The organism is Mycolicibacter terrae (assembly GCF_010727125.1).
Classification (GTDB): domain Bacteria; phylum Actinomycetota; class Actinomycetes; order Mycobacteriales; family Mycobacteriaceae; genus Mycobacterium; species Mycobacterium terrae.
This window is the reverse complement of sequence record NZ_AP022564.1, coordinates 382532-403401: the sequence shown is the minus strand read 5'-3', so window position 1 is coordinate 403401 and position 20870 is coordinate 382532. Positions and strand designations below refer to the sequence as shown.

The 20870-nt window shown below is 66.4% G+C and carries 16 protein-coding genes and 1 pseudogene; 7 read left to right on the top strand and 10 right to left on the bottom strand.

The annotated features are described in order from the left end of the window. Entirely contained in the window at window positions 1-861 is an 861-nt protein-coding gene (locus G6N23_RS01940; protein ID WP_085261525.1) for an enoyl-CoA hydratase ChsH3, read from the top strand. A 106-nt stretch (window positions 862-967) separates the two neighbouring features. Here the strand turns inward: G6N23_RS01940 and G6N23_RS01935 are convergent, their stop codons facing one another. Next, on the bottom strand, window positions 968-2587 hold the full coding sequence (locus G6N23_RS01935) for a PE-PPE domain-containing protein (RefSeq protein ID WP_085261524.1): 1620 nt from the start codon (window positions 2585-2587) through the stop codon (window positions 968-970). A gap of 107 nt (window positions 2588-2694) precedes the next feature. Here G6N23_RS01935 and G6N23_RS01930 point away from each other — a divergent pair, with 107 nt between their 5' ends. Further along, on the top strand, window positions 2695-3354 hold the full coding sequence (locus G6N23_RS01930) for a TetR/AcrR family transcriptional regulator (protein ID WP_085261523.1): 660 nt from the start codon (window positions 2695-2697) through the stop codon (window positions 3352-3354). Here the strand turns inward: G6N23_RS01930 and G6N23_RS01925 are convergent. The 7 genes from G6N23_RS01925 to G6N23_RS01895 are packed head-to-tail and all read right to left on the bottom strand — an operon-like array spanning window position 3329 to window position 10575. Beyond that, on the bottom strand, window positions 3329-4486 hold the full coding sequence (locus G6N23_RS01925; RefSeq protein ID WP_085261522.1) for a 17-hydroxy-3-oxo-4-pregnene-20-carboxyl-CoA lyase: 1158 nt from the start codon (window positions 4484-4486) through the stop codon (window positions 3329-3331). The two genes, G6N23_RS01930 and G6N23_RS01925, sit on opposite strands and share 26 nt — an antisense overlap. Then, window positions 4486-4887 carry a MaoC family dehydratase gene (locus G6N23_RS01920; RefSeq protein ID WP_085261521.1) on the bottom strand — a complete coding sequence of 134 codons (402 nt, stop codon included), beginning with the start codon at window positions 4885-4887 and terminating at the stop codon, window positions 4486-4488. The genes G6N23_RS01925 and G6N23_RS01920 overlap by 1 nt, the downstream gene beginning before the upstream one ends. After that, the gene (locus tag G6N23_RS01915) at window positions 4884-5858 is read right to left on the bottom strand and encodes a bifunctional MaoC family dehydratase N-terminal/OB-fold nucleic acid binding domain-containing protein (RefSeq protein WP_085261520.1); all 975 of its coding nucleotides are present in this window, start codon (window positions 5856-5858) and stop codon (window positions 4884-4886) included. Before G6N23_RS01915 ends, G6N23_RS01920 begins: the two co-directional genes overlap by 4 nt. Window positions 5859-5871: 13 nt before the next feature. Beyond that, window positions 5872-7035, bottom strand: a complete 1164-nt coding sequence (fadE29, locus tag G6N23_RS01910; protein WP_085261519.1) for an acyl-CoA dehydrogenase FadE29 — start codon at window positions 7033-7035, stop codon at window positions 5872-5874. After that, on the bottom strand, window positions 7020-8033 hold the full coding sequence (locus G6N23_RS01905; protein ID WP_085261518.1) for an acyl-CoA dehydrogenase family protein: 1014 nt from the start codon (window positions 8031-8033) through the stop codon (window positions 7020-7022). Before G6N23_RS01905 ends, fadE29 begins: the two co-directional genes overlap by 16 nt. A 16-nt stretch (window positions 8034-8049) precedes the next feature. Then, window positions 8050-9297, bottom strand: coding sequence for a cytochrome P450 (locus G6N23_RS01900; RefSeq protein ID WP_085261517.1), 1248 nt, complete (start codon window positions 9295-9297; stop codon window positions 8050-8052). Window positions 9298-9330: 33 nt separating this feature from the next. Beyond that, window positions 9331-10575, bottom strand: coding sequence for a cytochrome P450 (locus tag G6N23_RS01895; RefSeq protein WP_085261516.1), 1245 nt, complete (start codon window positions 10573-10575; stop codon window positions 9331-9333). 118 nt (window positions 10576-10693) lie between these two features. On the opposite strand from G6N23_RS01895, the gene G6N23_RS01890 reads away from it, so the two are divergent. The 3 genes from G6N23_RS01890 to G6N23_RS01880 are packed head-to-tail and all read left to right on the top strand — an operon-like array spanning window position 10694 to window position 12733. Then, window positions 10694-11845: a steroid 3-ketoacyl-CoA thiolase gene (locus G6N23_RS01890; protein ID WP_085261515.1), complete on the top strand. Its 1152-nt coding sequence runs from the start codon at window positions 10694-10696 to the stop codon at window positions 11843-11845. An 8-nt stretch (window positions 11846-11853) separates the two neighbouring features. Then, window positions 11854-12243 carry a DUF8021 domain-containing protein gene (locus G6N23_RS01885; RefSeq protein WP_234808656.1) on the top strand — a complete coding sequence of 130 codons (390 nt, stop codon included), beginning with the start codon at window positions 11854-11856 and terminating at the stop codon, window positions 12241-12243. Between the two features lie 10 nt (window positions 12244-12253). Then, on the top strand, window positions 12254-12733 hold the full coding sequence (locus tag G6N23_RS01880; RefSeq protein WP_085261513.1) for a nitroreductase family deazaflavin-dependent oxidoreductase: 480 nt from the start codon (window positions 12254-12256) through the stop codon (window positions 12731-12733). Between the two features lie 177 nt (window positions 12734-12910). Here the strand turns inward: G6N23_RS01880 and G6N23_RS22540 are convergent, their stop codons facing one another. After that, on the bottom strand, window positions 12911-15658 hold the full coding sequence (locus G6N23_RS22540; protein WP_157997547.1) for a PGRS repeat-containing protein: 2748 nt from the start codon (window positions 15656-15658) through the stop codon (window positions 12911-12913). Between the two features lie 748 nt (window positions 15659-16406). Between G6N23_RS22540 and G6N23_RS01870 the strand changes: the two genes are divergently transcribed. Next, on the top strand, window positions 16407-19121 hold the full coding sequence (locus G6N23_RS01870; protein WP_085261512.1) for a helix-turn-helix transcriptional regulator: 2715 nt from the start codon (window positions 16407-16409) through the stop codon (window positions 19119-19121). Window positions 19122-19310: 189 nt separating this feature from the next. On the opposite strand, the pseudogene G6N23_RS01865 reads toward G6N23_RS01870, so the two are convergent. After that, window positions 19311-19451 (bottom strand): annotated as a pseudogene (locus tag G6N23_RS01865) (short-chain dehydrogenase); the annotation flags it as partial. A 234-nt stretch (window positions 19452-19685) separates the two neighbouring features. Between G6N23_RS01865 and G6N23_RS01860 the strand changes: the two are divergent. Continuing rightward, on the top strand, window positions 19686-20858 hold the full coding sequence (locus G6N23_RS01860) for an acyl-CoA dehydrogenase family protein (RefSeq protein ID WP_085261511.1): 1173 nt from the start codon (window positions 19686-19688) through the stop codon (window positions 20856-20858). Window positions 20859-20870 lie beyond the last annotated feature (12 nt).

Genomic DNA, 20870 nt, shown 5'->3' with positions numbered 1-20870 from the left:
ATGCCCATCGATCTCGACGTCGCCCGGGGTGCCGAGTTCGGCCGGGTGGAATTCTCCTGGACCGCGACCAACGTGCAGCTCTACAACCTGGCGCTGGGCGCCGGGTCGGACCCGATGGACCCGCGTGAGCTGAGCTACGTCGTCGATCGCACCCCGCAGGTGCTGCCGACATTCGGCTGCGTCGCGGCGTCGTTCAACGACGTCGACCCGCCCAAGGTCAGCTGGCCGGGTGTCGAGATCGACCTGGCCAAGATCCTGCATGCCTCCGAGAAGGTAATCGTTCCGGCGCCGCTACCGCCGTCCGGCAACGCGCTGGCGGTCAGCCGGATCGTCGACGTCTGGGACAAGGGCAAGGCGGCCGTCGTCGTGCTCGAGACCACCGTCACCGACACCGACGGAGCGCCGCTGTGGACGCAGCAGCGGTCCATCTTCGCCCGCGGCGAGGGCGGTTTCGGCGGCGAGCGCGGCCCGTCAGCTGCGAGCGAACTGCCCGACCGGGCACCGGATTTCGAGATCGACATCCCGGTGGCACCGCAGCAGGCGCTGCTGTACCGGCTCTGCGGCGACCGTAACCCGCTGCATTCGGACCCCGGATTCGCGGCCGCGGCGGGCTTCGACCGGCCGATTCTGCACGGGCTGTGCACCTACGGCATGACCTGCAAGGCGGCGGTGGACACCGCACTGGACGGCGACGCCGGCGCGGTCCGTTCCTTCGGCGCGCGGTTCGCCGGTGTGGTCTTCCCGGGCGAGACCCTGCGGGCCAGGCTGTGGAAAGACGGCGGACGGCTGGTGGGCAATGTGGTGGCACCCTCGCGCGAGGATGTCGCCATCCTCAACGATGTGGAGCTGGTTTCGGCGTAGCCAGTCCGCGGTTTCCAACCTGCCACCCTCACGCGGCGTATTGAAATGACTTTCGCCTTCGGCAGTTCTGATGCGGGCCAGCGCCCCGAAGGCTCAGCGAGGCCGGTCAGGGGATATCGGGCAACAGGTTGGCCAGGTCTTCCAGAGCTCCCGGGAACAGGTTCACCAGATTGATCACGTTGAGCCCCACCGCCTCCACGACGGGCGCGACGATACCGAAACCAATTCCGAGCGGCAGCAATGCCGTAGCAGCGGCCAGCGCCTCACCGATCCCGCCGAGGAGATTGCCGTCGGCGGCCTGCTGTGCGATGAAGCTGATGGCAACCGAGGGCAACGTGGTGAGCAGTGCGTTGAACGTGTCCGCGATCGGGAGCAGGGTTGCGTAGTCGTTCGACACGTTGGCGATGAGGGCGTTGAAGATGTCTATGGGTGGGGAATCAATCGTCACACCCGAAATCGATCCCGGCACAGCGTTGTTGAGCAGACTCAACCCCACCTGCACCATGTCACCCCAGGTCGGTGTGGGGTTGCCGACGGTGCCCCCGACAATCCGGTACGCGGTCTCCAGCAGACCCTGCAGCGCCGGGGTGTCGAGGACCGACGTGGGCTGGTAGGTCGCCGGGTCTTGCAGATCCCTGAGGGCATCGGCAATCCCCTGCTGCACGCCGTTGCCCAGTGCGGTGGCGACCTCAGCCCAGTCCAGGTTGGTGGGGAACAGGCCGAAAGTGGTTGGCGCACTGGCATCGGTGACCTCGCACCAGGCGTCGGTGATACAGCCGTAGCCCAAATTCACCAGTACCGAGGTTGCTGGTTCCAAGAGGTCGTAGAGAGGTTTTCCTATCACCGGCAGAAACTGCAGCGGGGCCAGCAGGGGCAGGCTCTCGGCGGGAATCATGTAGTAGTCGGTCAGACTGTCGGCCGCCGCCGGCAGTTGAATCGCATCCTGGATCTGCTCGGCCGTGAGCCCCAGGTACGCACCGTGCGAGAAGCCCATGCCAAGAAAGGCGTTCAGGTCGGCGAGGAAGTTGATCGGGTAACGCGGAAAGTTGGCGAAGCCGTCGTATTCGATCGTGTAGATGTTCGTCGCATAGAGGTCTGCCGGTGTCGCGCCGCTGAACGTAAGTCCGAAGCTGGGAATGGTGGGGCTGACGCCGTCGATCGGCACATTGAAACGCTCCAGGATGCCCCCGTCGGGATTGGCGGGGTTTCCGAGCATGACGAAGTGCACGTAGTCGCTGGGCACCCCTTGTTCGGCGAGCAGTTTCATCGCTTCCGTCTCGACAACAGCGCCCTGGGAGTAGCCGAACACCACGACGGGGTTTGCCGCATCGACTTGTCCGCCGGCGATCTGCTGCGTAATCGCGTTCGCCAGGATCTGTCCGCCCTGGGCGAAGGACTCGTCGGTGGTCAGGTTCTTGACGCCGGTCAGCGGCCACAGCGACTCGGGGGTGACGACCGCCTGCGTGGTCCCGCCGAACCCGCGCGGCGCCAGGTAGTAGGTTTCGGCGGCGTCCACGTAGCCGGCGGGCGGCACGGGCAGGCCGCTGGCGCCCACGATCAACGCGGTGCCGTTGCCGAGTGGCGAATCCGCGGTGTTACCGCTGGTGAGTAGAACCGCGTGCATCTGCAGGTCCAGCGCCGCCGGACACGCCAGCGGGGCGCCGACCAGACCGGCGCCCGCGATCATGAGACCGGTGGTGAGGCAGCTGCCCAATAACCGGATCATCGCGACCTCCTCGCGGGAGCACTTCGCCTACGGATCACCATCGAATAGAACGGCACCGTAGCATTGCGGGCCACGCGAATGCAACGGTGGCGTAAACTTTGGATCCTATGGACTCGACTCGGCAGCGGCGTAAATACGCGCCACGCCTGACGCGGGACGAGCGCCGCGCGCAGGCGCTGGACGCGGCATTGGAGGTCCTGGGCGGATGCGCGCTGCACGAGCTGAGCATGGAGGCGGTCGCCGCCGCCGCCGGCGTCGCAAAACCGGTGCTGTACACAGCATTCAGTACCCGAGCCGAGCTGGTCGAGGCGTTATTGGAACGCGAACGCGAACGCGGCATCGCCGAGGTTCGTGCGGCGATGCCCGACGACCTCAGCACGCTGGGCCCGACCGGCGCCTACACCGCGACTATCGGGGCATTCCTGAAGGCCGTGCTGAACAATCCGACCGGCTGGCGGCTGATCCTCACCGTTCCCGACAGCGCGCCCCGCGACTACCGCGACTCGCTGCGCAGCGCCCGCTCAGCCGTCCTGCGGCAGTCCGAGGAACTCGCCCGTGCCGGGGCCGCCCTCATGCCGCAGTTGGCCCGTCTGGATCCGGTCCTGCTGGGCCACACCATGTTGTCGTTCGCCGAGATGCTGGGACGGCTGACCGCACGCGACCCGCAGACCTACCCGCGCGAACGCCTCGAGGACTTTATCTCCACCATGCTGTCGATGGTGGCCGACGAAGCACCGCGTCCTAGCCCAGGATCAGACCCGAGGTAGGCACCCCGGTGCCGGCGGTGACCAGCACGTGCTCGACGCCCGCTACCTGGTTGACCGAGGTGCCGCGCAGCTGGCGCACCCCCTCGGCGATGCCGTTCATCCCGTGTACATAGGCCTCGCCGAGCTGACCGCCGTGGGTGTTGATCGGCAGCCGGCCACCCAACTCGATGGCGCCCCCGGCGATGAAGTCCTTGGCTTCGCCCTTGCCGCAGAACCCCAACTCCTCCAACTGGATCAGCGTGTAGGGGGTGAAGTGGTCGTAGAGCACCGCGGTCTGGATGTCGGCCGGCGTCAGGCCGGACTGCGCCCACAACTGCTTGCCCACCAAACCCATCTCGGGCAGCCCGAGTTCCTCGCGGTAGTAGGAGTACATGGTGAACTGGTCGGCCCCGGCTCCTTGGGCCGCCGCTTCGATGACCGCCGGCCGATGCTTGAGGTCGCGAGCCCGCTCGGGTGTGGTGACCACGATCGCCACCCCGCCGTCGGTCTCCTGACAGCAGTCCAGCAGCCGCAACGGCTCGGCGATCCACCGCGAGTTCTGGTGATCCTCGATGGTGATCGGCTTGCCGTAGAAATGCGCCTTGGGGTTGGTCGCCGCATGCTTGCGATCGGCCACCGACACCACCCCGAAATCGGCGCTGGTGGCGCCATATTCATGCATGTAGCGCTGGGCGATCATCGCCACCGACGCGGCCGGGGTGCTCAGGCCGTGCGGGTAGGACCAGCTGTACTCCACACCGCGGGAATCAGCGTTGACCGTCAGCGCGGTCATCACCTGGCCGAACCGGAACTCCGAGCGCTCGTTGAAGGCCCGGTACGCCACCACCACTTCGGCCACCCCGGTCGCCACCGCCAGGGCCGCCTGCTGCACCGTCGCCGCGGCGGCGCCTCCGCCGTAACCGATCTGGGAGAAGAACTTCAGCTCACCGATGCCGGTGGCACGCGCGACGGCGGTCTCCAGGTTGGAATCCATGGTGAAGGTGACCAGACCGTCGACGTCGGCCGGGGTCAGGCCCGCATCGTCGAGGGCGTCGAGCACCGCTTCGGCGGCCAGGCGCAGTTCGCTGCGCCCGGATTCCTTGGAGAAGTCGGTCGCGCCGATTCCGGCGATCGCCGCCTTACCGGACAGCATCATGCCTCCCCGAGGGTGAGAGTGGCGGTGGCGATGACGTGGTCGCCAAGACTGTTGTTGCCCACGACTTTCACGGTGACCAGGCCATCTTCCACCGCCGTCACTTCACCGGAGAAGGTGACGGTGTCGTAGGCATACCACGGGACGCCCAGTCGTAGTGCGATCGAGCCGATCACCGCGTTGGAACCCGCCCAGTCGGTCAGGTAGCGCTGAACCAGGCCGGTGTCGGTGAGGATATTGACGAAGATGTCCTTGGACCCCTTGGCCTGGGCCTTGTCCCGGTCGTGGTGCACGTCCTGGTAATCGCGGGTGGCGATCGCCGTGGAGACGATGAATGTCGGATCACCGTAGATCTTCAGCTCGGGCAGTTTGCTGCCCACTTGCACGGTCGGAGCGCTCATGCCCCGCCTCCTTCCACAGGCTCCCACGCGTACAAGCTCCACGCCGGACCGGCGTCGCTGGCGGGAAAGTCGAGATAGGTTGCTCGGACCGGCATTCCGATCTGCACCGTAGCGGAGTCGATGCCGCGCAGTTCACCGAGCATCCGCACGCCCTCTTCGAGCTCAACCAACGCGATGACGAACGGACATGCGCGGCCGGGAACTTTGGGGGCATGGTGAACCACGTAGCTGAATACCGTTCCCCTACCGCTGGAAACGACGTAGTCGGTGGTCTCGGTCTTGTCCTTCCAGACCGCTGGCACCGGGGGATGCTGCAGGCTGCCGTCCGGGCGGCGCTGGATGCGCAGTTCGTGCGAGGCCACCCCGTCCCAGAAGTACGCCGAATCCCGCGACCACGACGGGCGCATCATCTTGTCGGGGTCGAGATCCTCGGGCACTGCAGCCGGGGCCGGGCCTTGACTTCCCTTTTCGCCGGGCAGGAACTTCAGGATGCGCCAGATCATGTCGGCGACGTTCTCTTCGCCTACCCACCAACGGATCTTCTGGGTGATGAAGTATCCCTCCCCCAGGCCGGTCTGCTTGGGGCCGACGATGTCGGTCACCTCGGCGGTGACGCTGACGTCCTCGCCAGGGCGCAGGTAGCGGTGGTAGGTCTGCTCACAGTTGGTGGCCACTACGCCCACATAGCCTGCGCCGTCGAACAATTCCATGACCTTGCCGAGCGGGTCGTCGGCGGGACGCTCCCCACCCAGCCCCATCATCGTCCACACCTGGATCATCGCCGGAGGAGCGACAATCCCCGGGTGCCCCGCCGCACGCGCGGCCGCCTCGTCCACATAGATCGGGTTGGCGTCGCCGATCGCATCGACCCAGTGCCGAATCATCGGCTGGTTCACCGGATCCCGGCCGGTCCGCGGCTTGCTTCGGCCCGACGCCAGTATCTGCTCGATACCGGAGGAAATGTCGCTCATCTGTCTCCTCGACTCATCGTGGCACCCGCGGAACCTTCAGGCCGGAGGCGGCGATCATCTCGCGCATCACCTCGTTGACGCCGCCGCCGAAGGTGATGACCAGGTTGCGCTTGGTCTGCACGTCCAGCCAGCGCAGCAGCTCGGCGGTGGCCGGGTCGGCCGGGTTGCCGTAGCAGCCCACGATCTCCTCGGCCAACCGCCCGGCGTACTGGATCCGTTCAGTACCGAAGACCTTGGTGGCCGCGGCGTCGGCCACGTCGATGATCTCGCCGGCCGCGGCGACCTGCCAGTTGAGCAGCTCGTTGATCCGGAACATGGCGTGGATCTCGCCCAGCCCGCGCTTGACCGCGTCATGGCTGATCGGTGACACCCCGTCGCCGCCGGGCTTGGTAGCCCAGGCATACACCTTGTCGTAGATGGCGCCGAACCGGCCGGCCGGCCCCAGCATCACCCGCTCGTTGTTGAGCTGAGTGGTGATCAGCCGCCAGCCGCCGTTCTCCTCGCCCACCAGCATGTCGACGGGCACCCGAACATCGTTGTAGTAGGTCGCGTTGGTGTGGTGCGCACCGTCGGACAGGATCATCGGAGTCCACGAGTAACCCGGGTCCTTGGTGTCGACAATCAGGATCGAGATCCCCTTGTGCTTCACCGCGGTCGGGTCGGTGCGCACCGCCAGCCAGATGTAGTCGGCGTCATGCGCGCCGGTGGTGAACACCTTCTGGCCGTTCACGATGTAATGGTCGCCATCACGAACCGCGGTGGTGCGCAACGACGCCAGGTCGGTACCGGCTTCGGGCTCGGTGTAGCCGATCGCGAAATGCACTTCGCCGGCCAGGATCGCGGGCAGGAACTTCTGCTTCTGCGCCTCGTTGCCGTACACCTGCAGGGTCGGGCCGACCGTCTGCAGCGTCACGGCGGGAAGTGGGATGTCGGCGCGCTGCGCCTCGTTGACGAAGATCTGCTGCTCGATCGGGCCGAAGCCCAGGCCGCCGAACTCCTTGGGCCAACCGACACCGAGTTTGCCGTCGCGGCCCATCCGGCGGATCACGTCACGGTAGGCGTGGTTGTGCCGGTCGGCGGCCATCGCCTTTTCCTCGTCGGGGGTGATCAGGTTGGCGAAGTACTCCCGCAGTTCGCTCTGCAGCTTGCGCTGCTCCGGGGTCAGATCGACGAACATTGCGCTCCAAGGGTCTCGAGGCGATTCGACCGTCCGCCCAGCAGGCGGTTGAGGTCCTTGATCGTGGAGTAGTAGCGGTCCATCGGGTAGTCGACGTCCATGCCCATCCCGCCGTGCAGGTGATGGCAGAGTTGCATCACCGGGGGCGCCTGCGAGGTGATCCAGTATCCGAGCACCCCGAGGTCGTCGGTGGCGTCGAGGCCGTTGGCCAGCCGCCAGACCACCGACGTCGCCGCCAGGGTGATGGTGCGCGAGACGATGTAGACCTCGGAGAGCTGGGCCGCCACCGTCTGAAAGGTCGACAGCGGCCGGCCGAATTGTTCACGGCTGCCGACGTAGTCGGCGGTCAGCCGCAGCGCACCGGCCACCAGTCCCGACGCGTAGGCGCCGATCATGGCCAGCACCAATTGATTCACTCGGTGAACCGAAGCACCGTCCAGCACGGCGTCGACCTCGGCGCCGTCGAAGACGACTACGTATTCGTCGCTGTGATTGGCGGTCGGGGTCGTAATCAGCTGCACCCCGGCCGCCTTCGGCGAGATCACCGCGACACCGGCATCAGCGGTGACCACCATCCACTCGGCACGATCGGCGAAGGGCACACCGATCTTGGTGCCGGACAACCGGTTACCGGCCAGCGTGACCCCGGGTTGCTCCGGCAGAGCGGCGGCCGGCTCGCTGAGCGCGGCGGTCAACACCGCACCCTTGGCCACACCGGCCAGGTAGCGGTCCTGCTGGGCCTCGGCCGCCAGATCCAGCAACGGCACCAAGCCGAACCCGAGCGTGGACAGTGCGGGGCTGACGTTCCCGTGCCGACCGATCTCGGTGAGCGCCGTGGCCACTTCCGACAGGCCGACACCGTCACCGCCGAGCCGCTCCGGCACTGCCAGCGCCGTCACGCCACCTGCGGCCAGCGCCTCCCAGGTGTTCTCCCGGTCGAGCACCGACGTGACGACGTCGGCGACCGCCTGCTGTTCCGGATCTGGACTGAAGTCCACCCGAATCTCCTTAAAACTAGTGGGCCACCGGACATTTGCCGGTGTAGTCCATCTGCCAATGCTTGATGCCGTTCAGCCACCCCGACCGCAGCCGTTCCGGCTCGGTCAGCGGCGCGAGGTCCGGCACGTGGTCGGCTACCGCGTTGAAGATCAGGTCGATCGTCAGTCGGGCCAAGTGGGTGCCGATGCAGTAGTGCGCCCCGGTGCCGCCGAACCCGACGTGCGGGTTGGGATCACGCAGGATGTTGAAGCTGAACGGGTCGTCGAAGGCGTCCTCGTCGAAGTTGGCCGAGCGGTAGAACATCACCACCCGCTGTCCCTTCTTGATCTGCGCTCCGGACAATTCGTAATCCTCCAACGCGGTGCGCTGGAAGCAGATCACCGGGGAGGCCCACCGCACGATCTCGTCGGCGGTGGTTGCCGGGCGTTCCTTCTTGAACAACTCCCACTGCTCGGGGTGCTCAGAGAACGCGATCATGCCGTGGGTGATCGAGTTGCGGGTGGTCTCGTTGCCGGCCACCGCCAGCATCACCACGAAGAAGCCGAACTCGTCATCGGAAAGCTTTTCGCCATCGATCTCAGCGTTGATCAACGTGGTGACGATGTCTTCGCCCGGGTTTTCCGCCTTGACCGCAGCCAGTTGCATGGCGTATTGGATCAACTCGACCGACGAGGCCTGCGAGTCGATGTCGGCGTATTCCGGGTCCTCGCCACCGGTCATCTCATTGGACCAGCGGAACAGCTTGTCGCGGTCCTCCTGCGGCACCCCGAGCAGACCGGCGATCGCCTGTAGCGGCAGTTCGCAGGAGACCTGTTCGACGAAGTCCCCGGAGCCGGCCTCGGCGGCAGCTTTGACGATCGCCTGCGCCCGTTCGTGGAGTTCGTCGCGCAGCCGCCCGATCGTGCGCGGTGTAAAGCCTCGGGAGATGATCCGGCGCAGCCGGGTGTGATGCGGTGCATCCATGTTGAGCATCACGAACCGCTGAACCTCGATGTTCTCCCGCTGCATGTCGTTGGGGAAGCGCGGGATCACACAGTTCTCGAAGCTGGAGAAGACGTCGCTGCGCAGCGACACCTCTTTGACGTCCTCGAGCTTGGTGACCGCCCAGTACCCGCCGTCGTTGAAGCCGCCGCCCTTGCCGGGGGCCTGCTCGATCCAACAGACCGGCGCCGTCTTGCGTAGGTGCGCGAATTCCTCCTCGGGTATGCCCTTGACGATGACGTCGGGGTCGAGGAAGTCGAATCCAGGGGGAAGTGTGGACATGGTGGAACTAGCCTCCAGTGTTGGTTGGGTGGTTCAGGCAGACTTGCCGGTGTAGTCGACCTGCCAGTGCTTGATCCCGTTGAGCCAGCCCGAACGCAGGCGTTCCGGAGCCGCCAGCGGCTTGAGGTCGGGGATCTGGTCGGCGATGGCGTTGAACATCAGGTTCACCGACATTCGGGCCAGATGGGTGCCGATGCAGTAGTGCGCACCGGTGCCGCCGAACCCGACGTGCGGGTTGGGGTCACGCAGGATGTTGAACTGGTACGGGTTGTCGAAGACCTCGGGGTCGAAGTTCGCGGAGCGGTAGAACATCACCACCCGCTGACCTTCCTTGATCTTCACCCCGGACAGCTCGTAATCGCGAGTGGCGGTGCGCTGGAACGACGTCACCGGGGTGGCCCAGCGCACCACCTCGTCGGCGGTGGTCTCCGGGCGTTCGGACTTGAACAGCTCCCACTGCTCGGGGAATTCGGTGAACGCCATCATGCCCTGGGTGATCGAGTTACGCGTCGTCTCGCTACCGGCCACCGCCAACAGGATGATGAAGAACCCGAGCTCGTCGTCGTTGAGCTTCTCGCCGTCGATGTCGGCCTCGATCAGCGTGGTCACGATGTCGTTGCCCGGGTTCTGCCGCTTCATCTCGGCCAGTTGCAGCCCGTAGGAGATGATCTCCATCGACGAGGTGGCCGGGTCGAAGTGCGAGTACTCGGGGTCGTCGTACGAGGTCATCTGGTTGGTCCAGTTGAACAGCTTGCCGCGGTCCTCCTGGGGAACGCCCATCAGGCCGGCGATCGCCTGCAGCGGCAGTTCGGAGGCCACTTCCACCACGAAGTCGCCGGTGCCCTTGGCGGCAGCCTCCTTGGCGATACCCTGGGCGCGCTGTTGCAGCTCGTCGTGCAGCGGCAGGATGTGGCGCGGGGTGAAGCCCCGCGAGACGATCCGGCGCAGCCGGGTGTGCCGCGGCGCATCCTGGTTCAGCATCAGCAGCCGGCCGACGTCGATGTTCTCTCGCTCGATGTCATCGTTGTAGCGCGGGATGGCCCCGTTGATCTCGCTGGAGAAGACATCGTCGAGCCGGGACACCTCTTTGACGTCGTGGTGGCTGGTGATCGCCCAGTAGCCGCCGTCTTTGAAACCGCCACTCTTGTCGTCCGGCTGGTCGATCCAGGTGATCGGTGCGCCGGCCCGCAATTCGGCGAACTCCGCGTCCGGGAGTCGCTCGGCGTAGATCGCCGGGTCGGTGAGGTCGAACCCGGGCGGCAGTTTGACACTCGACATCGGCAGACTCCTAATTGCAACGCGTTCTAGTAGCAGTAAAACATGGCCTCACCATAGAACAAAGGGGTCTTCACATCGTCGCTTGTCAGACTAATGAAACGTGTTCTAGCCTGGCCCCATGGGTAAACCTGTCATCGTCGAAGCCACTCGCAGCCCCATCGGTAAACGTAACGGCTGGCTGTCCGGCCTGCACGCCACCGAACTTCTCGGCGCGGTCCAGAAGGCACTGATCACCAAAGCCGGGATTGACGCGGGCAGCGTCGAGCAGGTCATCGGCGGCTGTGTCACCCAGTTCGGCGAGCAGGGCAACAACGTCACCCGGCAGTCCTGGCTGGTGGCCGGGCTGCCCGAGCACGTCGGCGCCACCAGCATCGACTGCCAGTGCGGCAGCGCGCAGCAGGCCAACCACCTGGTCGCCGGCCTCATCGCCACCGGCGCCATCGACATCGGCATCGCCTGCGGCATCGAGGCGATGAGCCGGGTGCCGCTCGGCGCCAACGGCGGCGGCGCCCGCGCAGCATCGTGGGACATCGACCTGCCCAACCAGTTCGAGGCCGCCGAACGGATCGCCAAGCGCCGGGGCATCACCCGCGCCGGCGTCGACGCATTCGGGCTGCGCTCCCAGCAGCGTGCCAAGCAGGCCTGGACCGAGGGCCGGTTCGACCGGGAGATCTCCCCGATCGAGGCCCCGGTCATCGACGAGAACAAGCAGCCCACCTCCGAGTGGAACACCGTCAGCCGCGACCAGGGCCTGCGCGACACCACGGCCGAAGGCCTTGCGGCACTGAACCCCGTCATAGAGGGCGGTATCCACACCGCCGGCACCTCGTCGCAGATTTCCGACGGCGCCGCCGCGGTGCTGTGGATGGACGAAGACAAGGCCAAGGCCTTGGGCCTCAAGCCGCGGGCCCGGATCATCAGCCAGGCCAACGTCGGCGCCGAGACCTACTACCACCTGGACGGCCCGGTGCAGTCCACCGCGAAGGTGCTGGAGAAGGCCGGGATGAAGATGGGCGACATCGACCTGGTCGAGATCAACGAGGCCTTCGCCTCGGTGGTGCTGTCCTGGGCTGCGGTGCACAGCCCCGACATGGACCGGGTCAACGTCAACGGCGGGGCGATCGCGCTGGGTCACCCGGTGGGCTCCACCGGCAGTCGGCTGATCACCACCGCGCTGCACGAGCTGGAGCGCACCGACTCCTCGACCGCGTTGATCACCATGTGCGCCGGCGGTGCGCTGTCCACCGGCACCATCATCGAGCGGATTTAGTGGCCCTGGTGGCGAAGCCTGTTTCGGAAGCCGACCGCATCGCGGCGGCCCAGGCCTACATCGACGCGCTGGTCAGCCACGACGCCTCGGCGGTCCGGTTCTCCCCCGACTGTGTCCGCATCGAAGTCGGACTCAAGACCGGGTTCTCCGGAAAACACTTGCGGCGCAGCTTGAATCGGGGGCCGCAGTTCCGGTTGATCTCGGGCGCCACCCTGCCGAAGTACGCCGTCGACGGCGACGAGGTGCGGGCGGTCTTCGACATCATCACCAAGCCGTCGCTGTTCGGCCGGCGGGTCTGCGCCCACGTCGACGAGGTTTTCGTCATTCCCGCCGACAGCCCGGACGGCACCGCGACGATCCACCACATCCGGGCCGGGATCAAGCCGTTCATTCAGTAGGGTTGCGGACGTGAGCACACCGGAGAAGCCGAAGTCACTGGACTCGCCCGTCACCGGCACCATCATCAAGTGGATGTCGCGGGCCAACACGCTTGCCTACAAGGCGACCGGCGGCCGGGTCGGCGGCAAGTGGCGGCTGGGCACCAAACATTTCGGGGAGGTCCCCGAAGTCGGGATCCTGACCACCACCGGGCGCAAAACCGGTCAGCCGCGCGAATCCCCGTTGCTGTTCCTGCGCGAAGGCGACCGGGTGATCCTGGTGGCGTCCCAGGGCGGTCGCGCCACCAACCCGATGTGGTACCTGAATCTGAAGGCCAATCCGCAGGTGTCGTTCCGGATCCGTAACGAGGTGTTGAGCTTGCGGGCCCGCGACGCCAGCGAGTCGGAGCGGGCCGCCTACTGGCCGAAGCTCGACGCGATGTATCCCGACTTCGTCAACTACCGCGCCTGGACCGAGCGGGAGATCCCGATCGTCATCTGCGAGTCTTGACCGCGTAGCTCAAGGGGTTCCGCTTTCACGCGGGCCCCGTCATCGCGTGTCCGGGAACACCAAGCTGATATCCCGGATGGGAACGCCACGACTCGTCGGCACTACATCCCAGATGGCTGAGTGGCCGCCGGCTTCAAAGCCGACGGCCACTCAGCCATCTTGCTGACCTGGACGGCGTTATCCGACGTTGGCGCCGGGTGTTCCGTCGACGCCATTGACACCGTTGGGCTGCCCGTCGGTGCCGTCCGTTCCGTTGCCGCCGACGTTACCGACCCCGGTACCGTTTCCGCCGGCGCCGCCATCACCGCCTGATCCGGAATCGGCCCCGCCGGTGGCATAACCAATGACGTTGCCGCCGTTGCCGCCGTTACCGCCGGTACCCCCGGCTGCGCCGGTGCCGCCGTCGCCGCCGTTGCCGCCGCTACCTGTCCCGTTATTGCCTCCGGAACTCAAACCGCCACGGCCACCGTCTCCACCAGTGCTGCCGGCGCCGATACCGTCACCGCCGTTGCCCCCGCTACCACCATGAGCGCCGACGTCGAGCCCGTTGCTGCCGTGACCGCCGTTGCCTCCTACGCCACCGTCGATGCCGTCGCCACCGATGCCGCCGTTCCCGGCGATTCCAAAGGTGGCTGCGCCGCCACCGCCACCGCCACCGCCGATGCCGCCGCCAGTGCTGGTACCGCCGGCAGCACCCAGGCCACCGATGCCGCCGGCCCCGATGAGGGTGTCCCCGCCGTCCCCACCGTGGCCACCGGTGCTACCAGAGCCGCCGTTACCTCCCAAGCCACTGTTCGAGCCACCGCTACCGCCATCACCGCCATTGCCACCGGTGCCGGCAGTGCCGGTGCCAGACAGGGACAGACCGCCGTTGCCACCGTTGCCGCCGCCGCCGCCGTTAGAACTGAAGGAGCCGCTAGCAGTACTCGTGGCGTTTCCACCGGTTCCACCGTTACCGCCGTCTCCGCCGTTACCGGAGATGGTGCCACCGTTACCACCAGCGCCGCCGCTACCGGCACCCCCGCCTTGTGTGGTTCCGTTTGTTCCGCTGCCGCCGTTGCCGCCGTTACCGCCGTTGCCCAGTGCGCTGCCGTTACCGCCGGCACCACCACTTCCGGCGGAAGTGCTCGCGGGGGCCCCCGGGATACCGGCGGGGTTATACCCGTCGCCGCCGTTACCGCCGTTACCCTGGGCGCCCAGGACCGTCGAATCGTTGCCGGCTGTTCCAGTGGTACCCGTAGTCAATCCAGTACCCCCGGTCCCGGCGACGCCACCGGTGCCCAGAGCGCCACCGTCACCGCCCCTGCCACCGTTCGGATTGGCAGCGGTGCCAGCAGCGCCCGCGCCACCGTCACCAGCCTTAGCGGCGTTACCGCCGTTGCCGCCGTTGCCCCCGGTGCCTTCAGTACCCGCCGTACCGACGGTGTTGTTCAGCGCACCCGCGGCCCCGCCAGTGCCACCATTGCCGCCCGCACCACCGTTGCCGGCGGCACCACCGTCGCCGCCGGCACTGTTGACCCCCGCCACACCGGCCGTGCCGGTGGCGCCATTGCCGCCGTTGCCGCCGTCGGCACCGTTGCCGGCATTTCCGCCGTTGCCGGCATTTCCACCCAGGCTGCCGCTGCTCCCGCCGGCACCGCCGTTACCGCCGGAGCCGCCGGTACCACCACTGCCGCCGTTCTCACCGGAGTCCGCGGCACCGTCAGCGCCGTCGCCTCCGAACACCCCGCTGCCGCCGGCCCCGCCGTTGCCGCCGTTGCCGTACTCCCCGCCGTTACCACCGGCGCCACCGCTGCCGCCGATCGCACCGGCCAACGCGTTGGCATCGGCGGCCGCGTCATACCCGTCACCGCCGTCACCGCCGTTACCGCCACCAACGAGGGCGCCGGCCACGCCGTTGCCGCTGCCGCCGGTACCGCCCTGACCACCGGTGCCCGGGGCCGCACCATTGCCACCCGCGCCGCCGTTGATGTTCACAGCAGTGCCGGTCGCTCCCGCACCGCCGTTGCCGGCCACACCGCCTGCGCCACCGTTGCCGCCGATACCCAGGATCGACGAGCCGGCGCCACCGTTGCCGCCGTTACCGCCGTTGGTGCCGTTGGTGCCGGCGCCGTCGCCGCCGTTGACGAACGACCCGGCTACCCCATTCCAGCCCGCGCCACCGACACCGCCGTCACCGCCGTTACCGAGCGCGCCCATCCCGAAGAAGTCCTGCGCCTGACCCGAGGACCCACCATTGCCACCGTTACCGGCAGCCAGCGTCGCCGTGGCCGCACCGCCGGCGCCACCATCGCCGCCGTTGCCCCACATCTCCCCGCCATGACCACCATTGCCGCCATCTGCACCCAGGCCACCGATACCACCGTCGCCGCCATTGCCGATACCACCGGCATGCCCACCGCTACCGCCGGCCACACCCTCGATGGTCGAGGCCCAACCGTCACCACCATCGCCGAACCACAGCCCACCGCTACCACCGTCGGGGTCGGCCTCGGTGCCATCGACACCGTTACAGATCACCCCGCAAAAGCCCTCGGTGAACGGCGCGAACATCTGGTTGATCACACCATCGACCTGCTGGCCGAAGTCAGAATTGATCCAGCCCTGCAAACTGTCATGCAACGGCATGTAGAAAGAGGTGTCCCACATCTGCGCGATATCAGGCGCATCGGCCGAACCCGGCACATCCCAATTCGACGCACTGAAAAGGCCGTCGAAGTCATTCGACAAGTTCCCCCATGCCGAGGGGTCGAACAGATCAGTCAGCAAATCGTCGAAATCAGCATTGGCCGCCGGCGCCGACGCCAACGGCGCCAACCCGAACGCCAAAAACGCCGCCACCGCGCTACCCGCACCGGTGATCCTCCTCCGCGGCGCCGCGCCTCCCGAGCGGGTCGACTTAGCACCCGTGTGACGACGATTCATTTCAGATCCTCTCCCCGTGCAACCCGTTACAAAACACGCCAACCGCCGGCACCGGTATGCCAACGGTCGGCAGGCCACTCTCGACCCGCCGACCCGAGCGTCGGACACAACCTGGTCTGAGCGCATCGGCGGAAATACGTAAGTACACTTATGGTGATTCACAGCCACTCAGTGGAAACTCCCAGACGCCAGGTGGCGATTTGACCTTTGACCAGCAGCGCAGCGACTCGTCACCACCGTCGATGGTGGCCACGGTGGGCCCAAAAACAGCGGTCGTAGCTGAGAGCGGGCGGCCTGCTGCACTACGGCCGATCGCCCCAGTGTGGCCGTTGACTGCCGTGACGAGTCCTCATCCCCGCCACCAGGCCGCGCCGACCCAAACGGCAGAGGCCCCGGAGAGGCTCGACGAGTGGGAACACCCACGCAGGGATCGCCACCTTCCCGTCATCCCACCAACCCAACGTGACCGTCCCGGGTTTGATCCACACTCGGCAACTGGCGTAAATGGAGGTAAAGGGTGGTTCACGCCGGTGGAGTCGCGACAGAAGACAGGCCCGAATCCGGCTTCTCGTTTCGCGCTTCCATCCTGCCCACTGCAGAGCATCGGTGAATTACCTGAATCCTGTTAACGTGCACGTGATAATGGTGGTGAAAGTACCTAAGGGAGGGGCAATTTGGTGCAGGTTCGCACGGCTGGGGAAACCCCCAAATTTGACGGTCAGAGGCCGCACAATGCAGTTCCCCCACAATGGATGCACCAATGCTGACGCCGGTCGACGGCACCCGGCTGCCGGTGTCGCTGACCAGTTTCGTGGGCCGCACTAAGGAGCTAGCCGCCCTGCGAAGGCTCGTCGACGAGCACCGGATGGTGACGTTGACCGGGACCGGCGGCGTGGGAAAGACTCGGCTGGCACAACAGCTCGCCGGCGAGACCGCCAGCCGTTTCGACGGCGGGACATGGTGGGTGGACCTGGCCTCGACCACCGACCCACACCTGGTTGCCGATCGAGTCGCGCACGCGCTGGGGTTGCCCGACCAACTCTGCCGCCCGACCGCCGGCACACTGGTCGGCTTCCTCGCCGAGCGCCGGGCGCTGTTGGTTCTGGACAACTGCGAGCAACTGCTGGGCGGATGCCCGTGCTGTGCGGAGTTGTTAGCCGAGCTGTTGACCGGCTGCCCAGAGCTGCGCATTGTGGTAACCAGCCGAGAACCGATCAGGGTGAGCGGCGAAGTGAGCTGGCCGACTCCCCCGCTCTCGCTCGACGATGAGGCTGTGGAGTTGTTCATCCAGCGGGTCCGGCTGGTCCGCCCCACGTTCGGCGGTACCGGCGACGACGCCGCACTGGTGGCGGAGATCTGTGCGCGCCTGGACGGGGTACCGCTCGCGATCGAACTCGCGGCGACCCGAGTACGGGCGCTATCACTGGCCGAAATCGCCAACGGTCTGGGCGCGGGCCTGCACCTGTTAAGCGATGGCGTCCATGCGGCCGACTCACGCCAGCGGACCCTGCGCGCCTCGATGGACTGGTCGCACAACCTGCTGAGCGAACCCCAGCAGGTGATGTTTCGGCGATTGGCGGTATTTTTGCGCGGATTCGACCTGGCTGCCGCCCACGCGGTTGCCGGCAGCACCGCCGCCGCTGCCGCAGTGCCCGGCGACCCCGTGCTAGACACCCTGACTCAATTGGTGGACAAGTCACTGCTGATCGCCGACAGTACTGGGCAAAGCACGCGGTATCGGATGCTCGAAACCGTGCAGCACTACGCACTCGAGAAACTCGATGAGTCCGGCGAAACCGCCACGGTATGCAGCGCCCACCGCGACCACTACGCGTCCGCGTTCAAACGCGCCGGTTCGACCCTTTCCGGCCGGCAAGTCGCACAAGCCGAAATCGAGATCGACAACCTGCGTACCGCTTTTGCCTGGAGTCGAGAGCATGGACAGGCCGAGGTCGCCGCCAGCCTGGCATCGTCGTTGCTACCGTTGTGGATTCACCGCCGGCCCCGCGAAGGGCTGGCCTGGCTGGAGTCCGTCCACGGTGCCGACATTGCTCCGGCCACCCGGGCGGCTAAGTTGGCCGACGAGGTCATCCTCGCCGGTTTGATCGGAGATCATTCTCGGCTGGATCAGGCCGACGAAGCACTGACCATCGCCCGCGATCTCAACAACCCGGGTCTGCTGGCTTGGGCGCTGACCGCCGCCGGCTTCGCCCGCAGCTTCCGCCCGCCGGCCGGCGCACCGTACTTTCGGGAGGCACTCAACCTGGCTTCCACGTTCGACGACGATTGGCGCTTGTGCCAGATCTACAACGTGCAGGCCCATTCCGCCTATATCTCCGGAGATCCGACTACGCTTCGTGAGTCCGCCGAAGAAGGGCTGGCCCTCGCCCGCGCGCTCGGCGACCGCCTGACGCAGCGGCAGTGCAGCTATTATCTCGGGATAGCGCACCTGTTGCGCGGCGACCTCGCGGCGGCAGCGGCGCAGGGTGCAGCGATAACAACCGAGGCCACTGCCGCACACGACCTCCTGTTCATCGCGAGAGGCTCGCTGATCACGGCCGAATGCCTGACCCGCCAAGGCGAAACCGCCCGTGGGTACGCCACAGCTCAAGCGGGGCTCACCGCTATTGCCGGGTTCCCCGACTTCCACCGCTCCATCAGTCTCGTGACCCTGGTGCATGCCGCCTTGGGCACCGGAGACATCGCGACCGCCGCAGCTAGCGCCGCCGCAGCGCACCAAGCATGCCCGCTGCCCCAGTTGTGGGCGATCAACACCAATCCGGTGGCGCGAACCGCATTGGCCGAGGGTAACGTGGCCGGGGCACGCCACTGGATCGATGAATCCCTCACAATGGCAGTCGGCGCTCATCGAATTCCACTGCTGGAGATCAGCATGCGGGTCGCAATCGCCGAGTATCGGACTGAGCGAGCACGGCAAGATGCCATCCAGGCGTTGACGATCGGCGCGGAAACCGGAGCATACCTCTGGATTCCGGACGTAATCGAATGCTTGGCGGCACTGACCACCGAATCCGGTCAGCACCGGGACGCCGCCCTGCTGTTCGGCTCGGCGGCCGGCATTCGGGAACGCACCGGTGCAGTTCGATTTAAAATCTACGATGCTGACCACTTCGCGACGGTCGATAGGTTACGGGACCTGCTGGGGCAGCCCGATTTCGACGACCAGTGGAGTCGAGGCACGGCACTGGCGACGCCGGAGGCGATCGACCACGCGCGCGTCAGCCGTATCGAATGTTACCGCCCGGCAAGCGGATGGGCGTCGCTGACTCCTGCCGAACGCAACGTGGCCCACCTCATCGCGGAGGGACTGCGCAACAAGGACATCGCCGCGAAACTGGTCGTCTCGACACGAACCGTGGAATCACACCTGAGCCACATCTACACAAAACTCGACCTATCTTCGCGGGTGCAATTGGCCCAGGAGGCGGTGCGCAACAGCTGAGGCCGCAAGGCCGCGGAGGGCGGTCCAGTCGTGTGGGATGGTGACGATGCGTCGCAGCGTTGTTCGCTTCGGTGTCGGGGTCGCGTAGTGCGCCGGGTGCTGATCGTGGGTGATCAACGGGGACCAGCCCCGGCGCAGCATCTGCTGGACCGGACGCAGTCGTCGCAGCGGCGCCTACCCGTCGGCGGATCAGGCCCCGTAGACCGGCACCGGCGTCCGCGCCTGGGCCAACAGGTCGGTGACGACCGGGCCCAATTCGGCCGGATCCCATTGAGCGCCCTTGTCGGCGTGCGGCCCGTGCGGCCAGCCCTCGGCGACGCGGATCTTGCCGCACCGAGTTAACCGGCTCACTCGGCGGCCAGGGTGGCGGTCAGGCTCTCCACACCGGCCTTGGCCGCGGTGCCCGGCGACGGCCGATGGCCGATGGCCGATACCCGTCACGCGCGATGCCGGCGTTGTTGACCAGCACATCCAGCGATTCCCCTTGACAGTCCCGAATCAGCCAAGGCAATCTTTATGTAAGTATGTAGCTACTTACTTCACTTCTTGTCCAGAAAGTACGCAATGAATTTGAAACTCAGCGCCGAGGAGCGCGCCTTCCGCGATGAAATGCGCGCGTTCTTCACTACAGCGGTACCCGCAGAGATTCGGGCACGCGTCGCTAGCGGCGACGAACTGGGCCGCGAAGACTTCGTCACGTCCCAACAGATCCTCAATGCACATGGCTTGGCCGTTCCACGCTGGCCGATGGAATGGGGCGGCAAAGACTGGACGCCGGTGCAAGAGCACATTTGGCGTGACGAGATGCAGTTGGCCTCGGTGCTGGACCCGCTGTCGTTCAACACCGACATGGTCGGACCGGTGATCGCGGCATTCGGCTCGCAAGACCAGAAGCAGCGATTCCTGCCCGCCACCGCGAACCTTGACATCTGGTGGTGCCAAGGCTTTTCCGAGCCGGAAGCCGGTTCCGATCTGGCCTCGCTCAAGACCCGCGCGGACCGCGACGGGCAGGACTACGTCGTCAACGGCCAGAAGACCTGGACCACGTTGGGTCAGCACGCCGACTGGATTTTCTGCCTGGTCCGCACCGACCCGAACGCCCCGAAGCGCCAAGCCGGCATCTCGTTTCTGCTGATCGACATGGACACCCCCGGCATCACCGTGCGCCCGATCAAGTTGGTCGACGGCAGCTACGAGGTCAACGAGGTCTGGTTCGAGGACGTGCGGGTGCCGACCGACAACCTCGTCGGCGAGGAGAACGCCGGATGGAGCTACGCGAAGTTCCTGCTCGGAAACGAGCGCACCGGCGTCAGCCGCGTCAGCACAACCAAAGTATTGGTGTCACAGGCAAAGAAACGCGCCGCCGAAATCCGGATCGGCGGTGGCCGCTTGGTCGACGACCCACTGTTCGCGGCCCGGCTGGCCAGGATGGAGAACGAGCTGCTGGCTTTGGAGTTGACTCAGCTGCGGGTGGTGGCCGGCTCCGCGAACGGGAAGCCCAACCCGGCGTCCTCATTGCTCAAGCTGCGCGGGTCCGAGCTGCAGCAGGCGGCGACGGAGATCCTGATGGAGATCGCCGGCCCCGATGCGCTCCCCTGCCTCGCCGGCGACATCGCTTCACCGACGTGGGCGCAGCGCACCGCTCCCCGCTACCTGAACTATCGCAAGGTGTCGATCTACAGCGGATCCAGCGAAGTCCAGCGCAATATCATCTCCTCCTCGATCCTCGGACTGTGAGCGTCTAGCACC

What these genes read in the sequence shown, in the direction of transcription:
- G6N23_RS01915 (WP_085261520.1), bottom strand. Translation starts at nt 5,858, where the DNA reads ATGAGCGACATTTCCTCCGGTATCGAGCAGATACTGGCGTCGGGCCGA.
- G6N23_RS01940 (WP_085261525.1), top strand. Translation starts at nt 1, where the DNA reads ATGCCCATCGATCTCGACGTCGCCCGGGGTGCCGAGTTCGGCCGGGTG.
- G6N23_RS01900 (WP_085261517.1), bottom strand. Translation starts at nt 9,297, where the DNA reads ATGTCCACACTTCCCCCTGGATTCGACTTCCTCGACCCCGACGTCATC.
- G6N23_RS22540 (WP_157997547.1), bottom strand. Translation starts at nt 15,658, where the DNA reads ATGAATCGTCGTCACACGGGTGCTAAGTCGACCCGCTCGGGAGGCGCG.
- G6N23_RS01920 (WP_085261521.1), bottom strand. Translation starts at nt 4,887, where the DNA reads ATGAGCGCTCCGACCGTGCAAGTGGGCAGCAAACTGCCCGAGCTGAAG.
- G6N23_RS01895 (WP_085261516.1), bottom strand. Translation starts at nt 10,575, where the DNA reads ATGTCGAGTGTCAAACTGCCGCCCGGGTTCGACCTCACCGACCCGGCG.
- fadE29 (WP_085261519.1), bottom strand. Translation starts at nt 7,035, where the DNA reads ATGTTCGTCGATCTGACCCCGGAGCAGCGCAAGCTGCAGAGCGAACTG.
- G6N23_RS01870 (WP_085261512.1), top strand. Translation starts at nt 16,407, where the DNA reads ATGGATGCACCAATGCTGACGCCGGTCGACGGCACCCGGCTGCCGGTG.
- G6N23_RS01860 (WP_085261511.1), top strand. Translation starts at nt 19,686, where the DNA reads ATGAATTTGAAACTCAGCGCCGAGGAGCGCGCCTTCCGCGATGAAATG.
- G6N23_RS01935 (WP_085261524.1), bottom strand. Translation starts at nt 2,587, where the DNA reads ATGATCCGGTTATTGGGCAGCTGCCTCACCACCGGTCTCATGATCGCG.
- G6N23_RS01930 (WP_085261523.1), top strand. Translation starts at nt 2,695, where the DNA reads ATGGACTCGACTCGGCAGCGGCGTAAATACGCGCCACGCCTGACGCGG.
- G6N23_RS01890 (WP_085261515.1), top strand. Translation starts at nt 10,694, where the DNA reads ATGGGTAAACCTGTCATCGTCGAAGCCACTCGCAGCCCCATCGGTAAA.
- G6N23_RS01925 (WP_085261522.1), bottom strand. Translation starts at nt 4,486, where the DNA reads ATGCTGTCCGGTAAGGCGGCGATCGCCGGAATCGGCGCGACCGACTTC.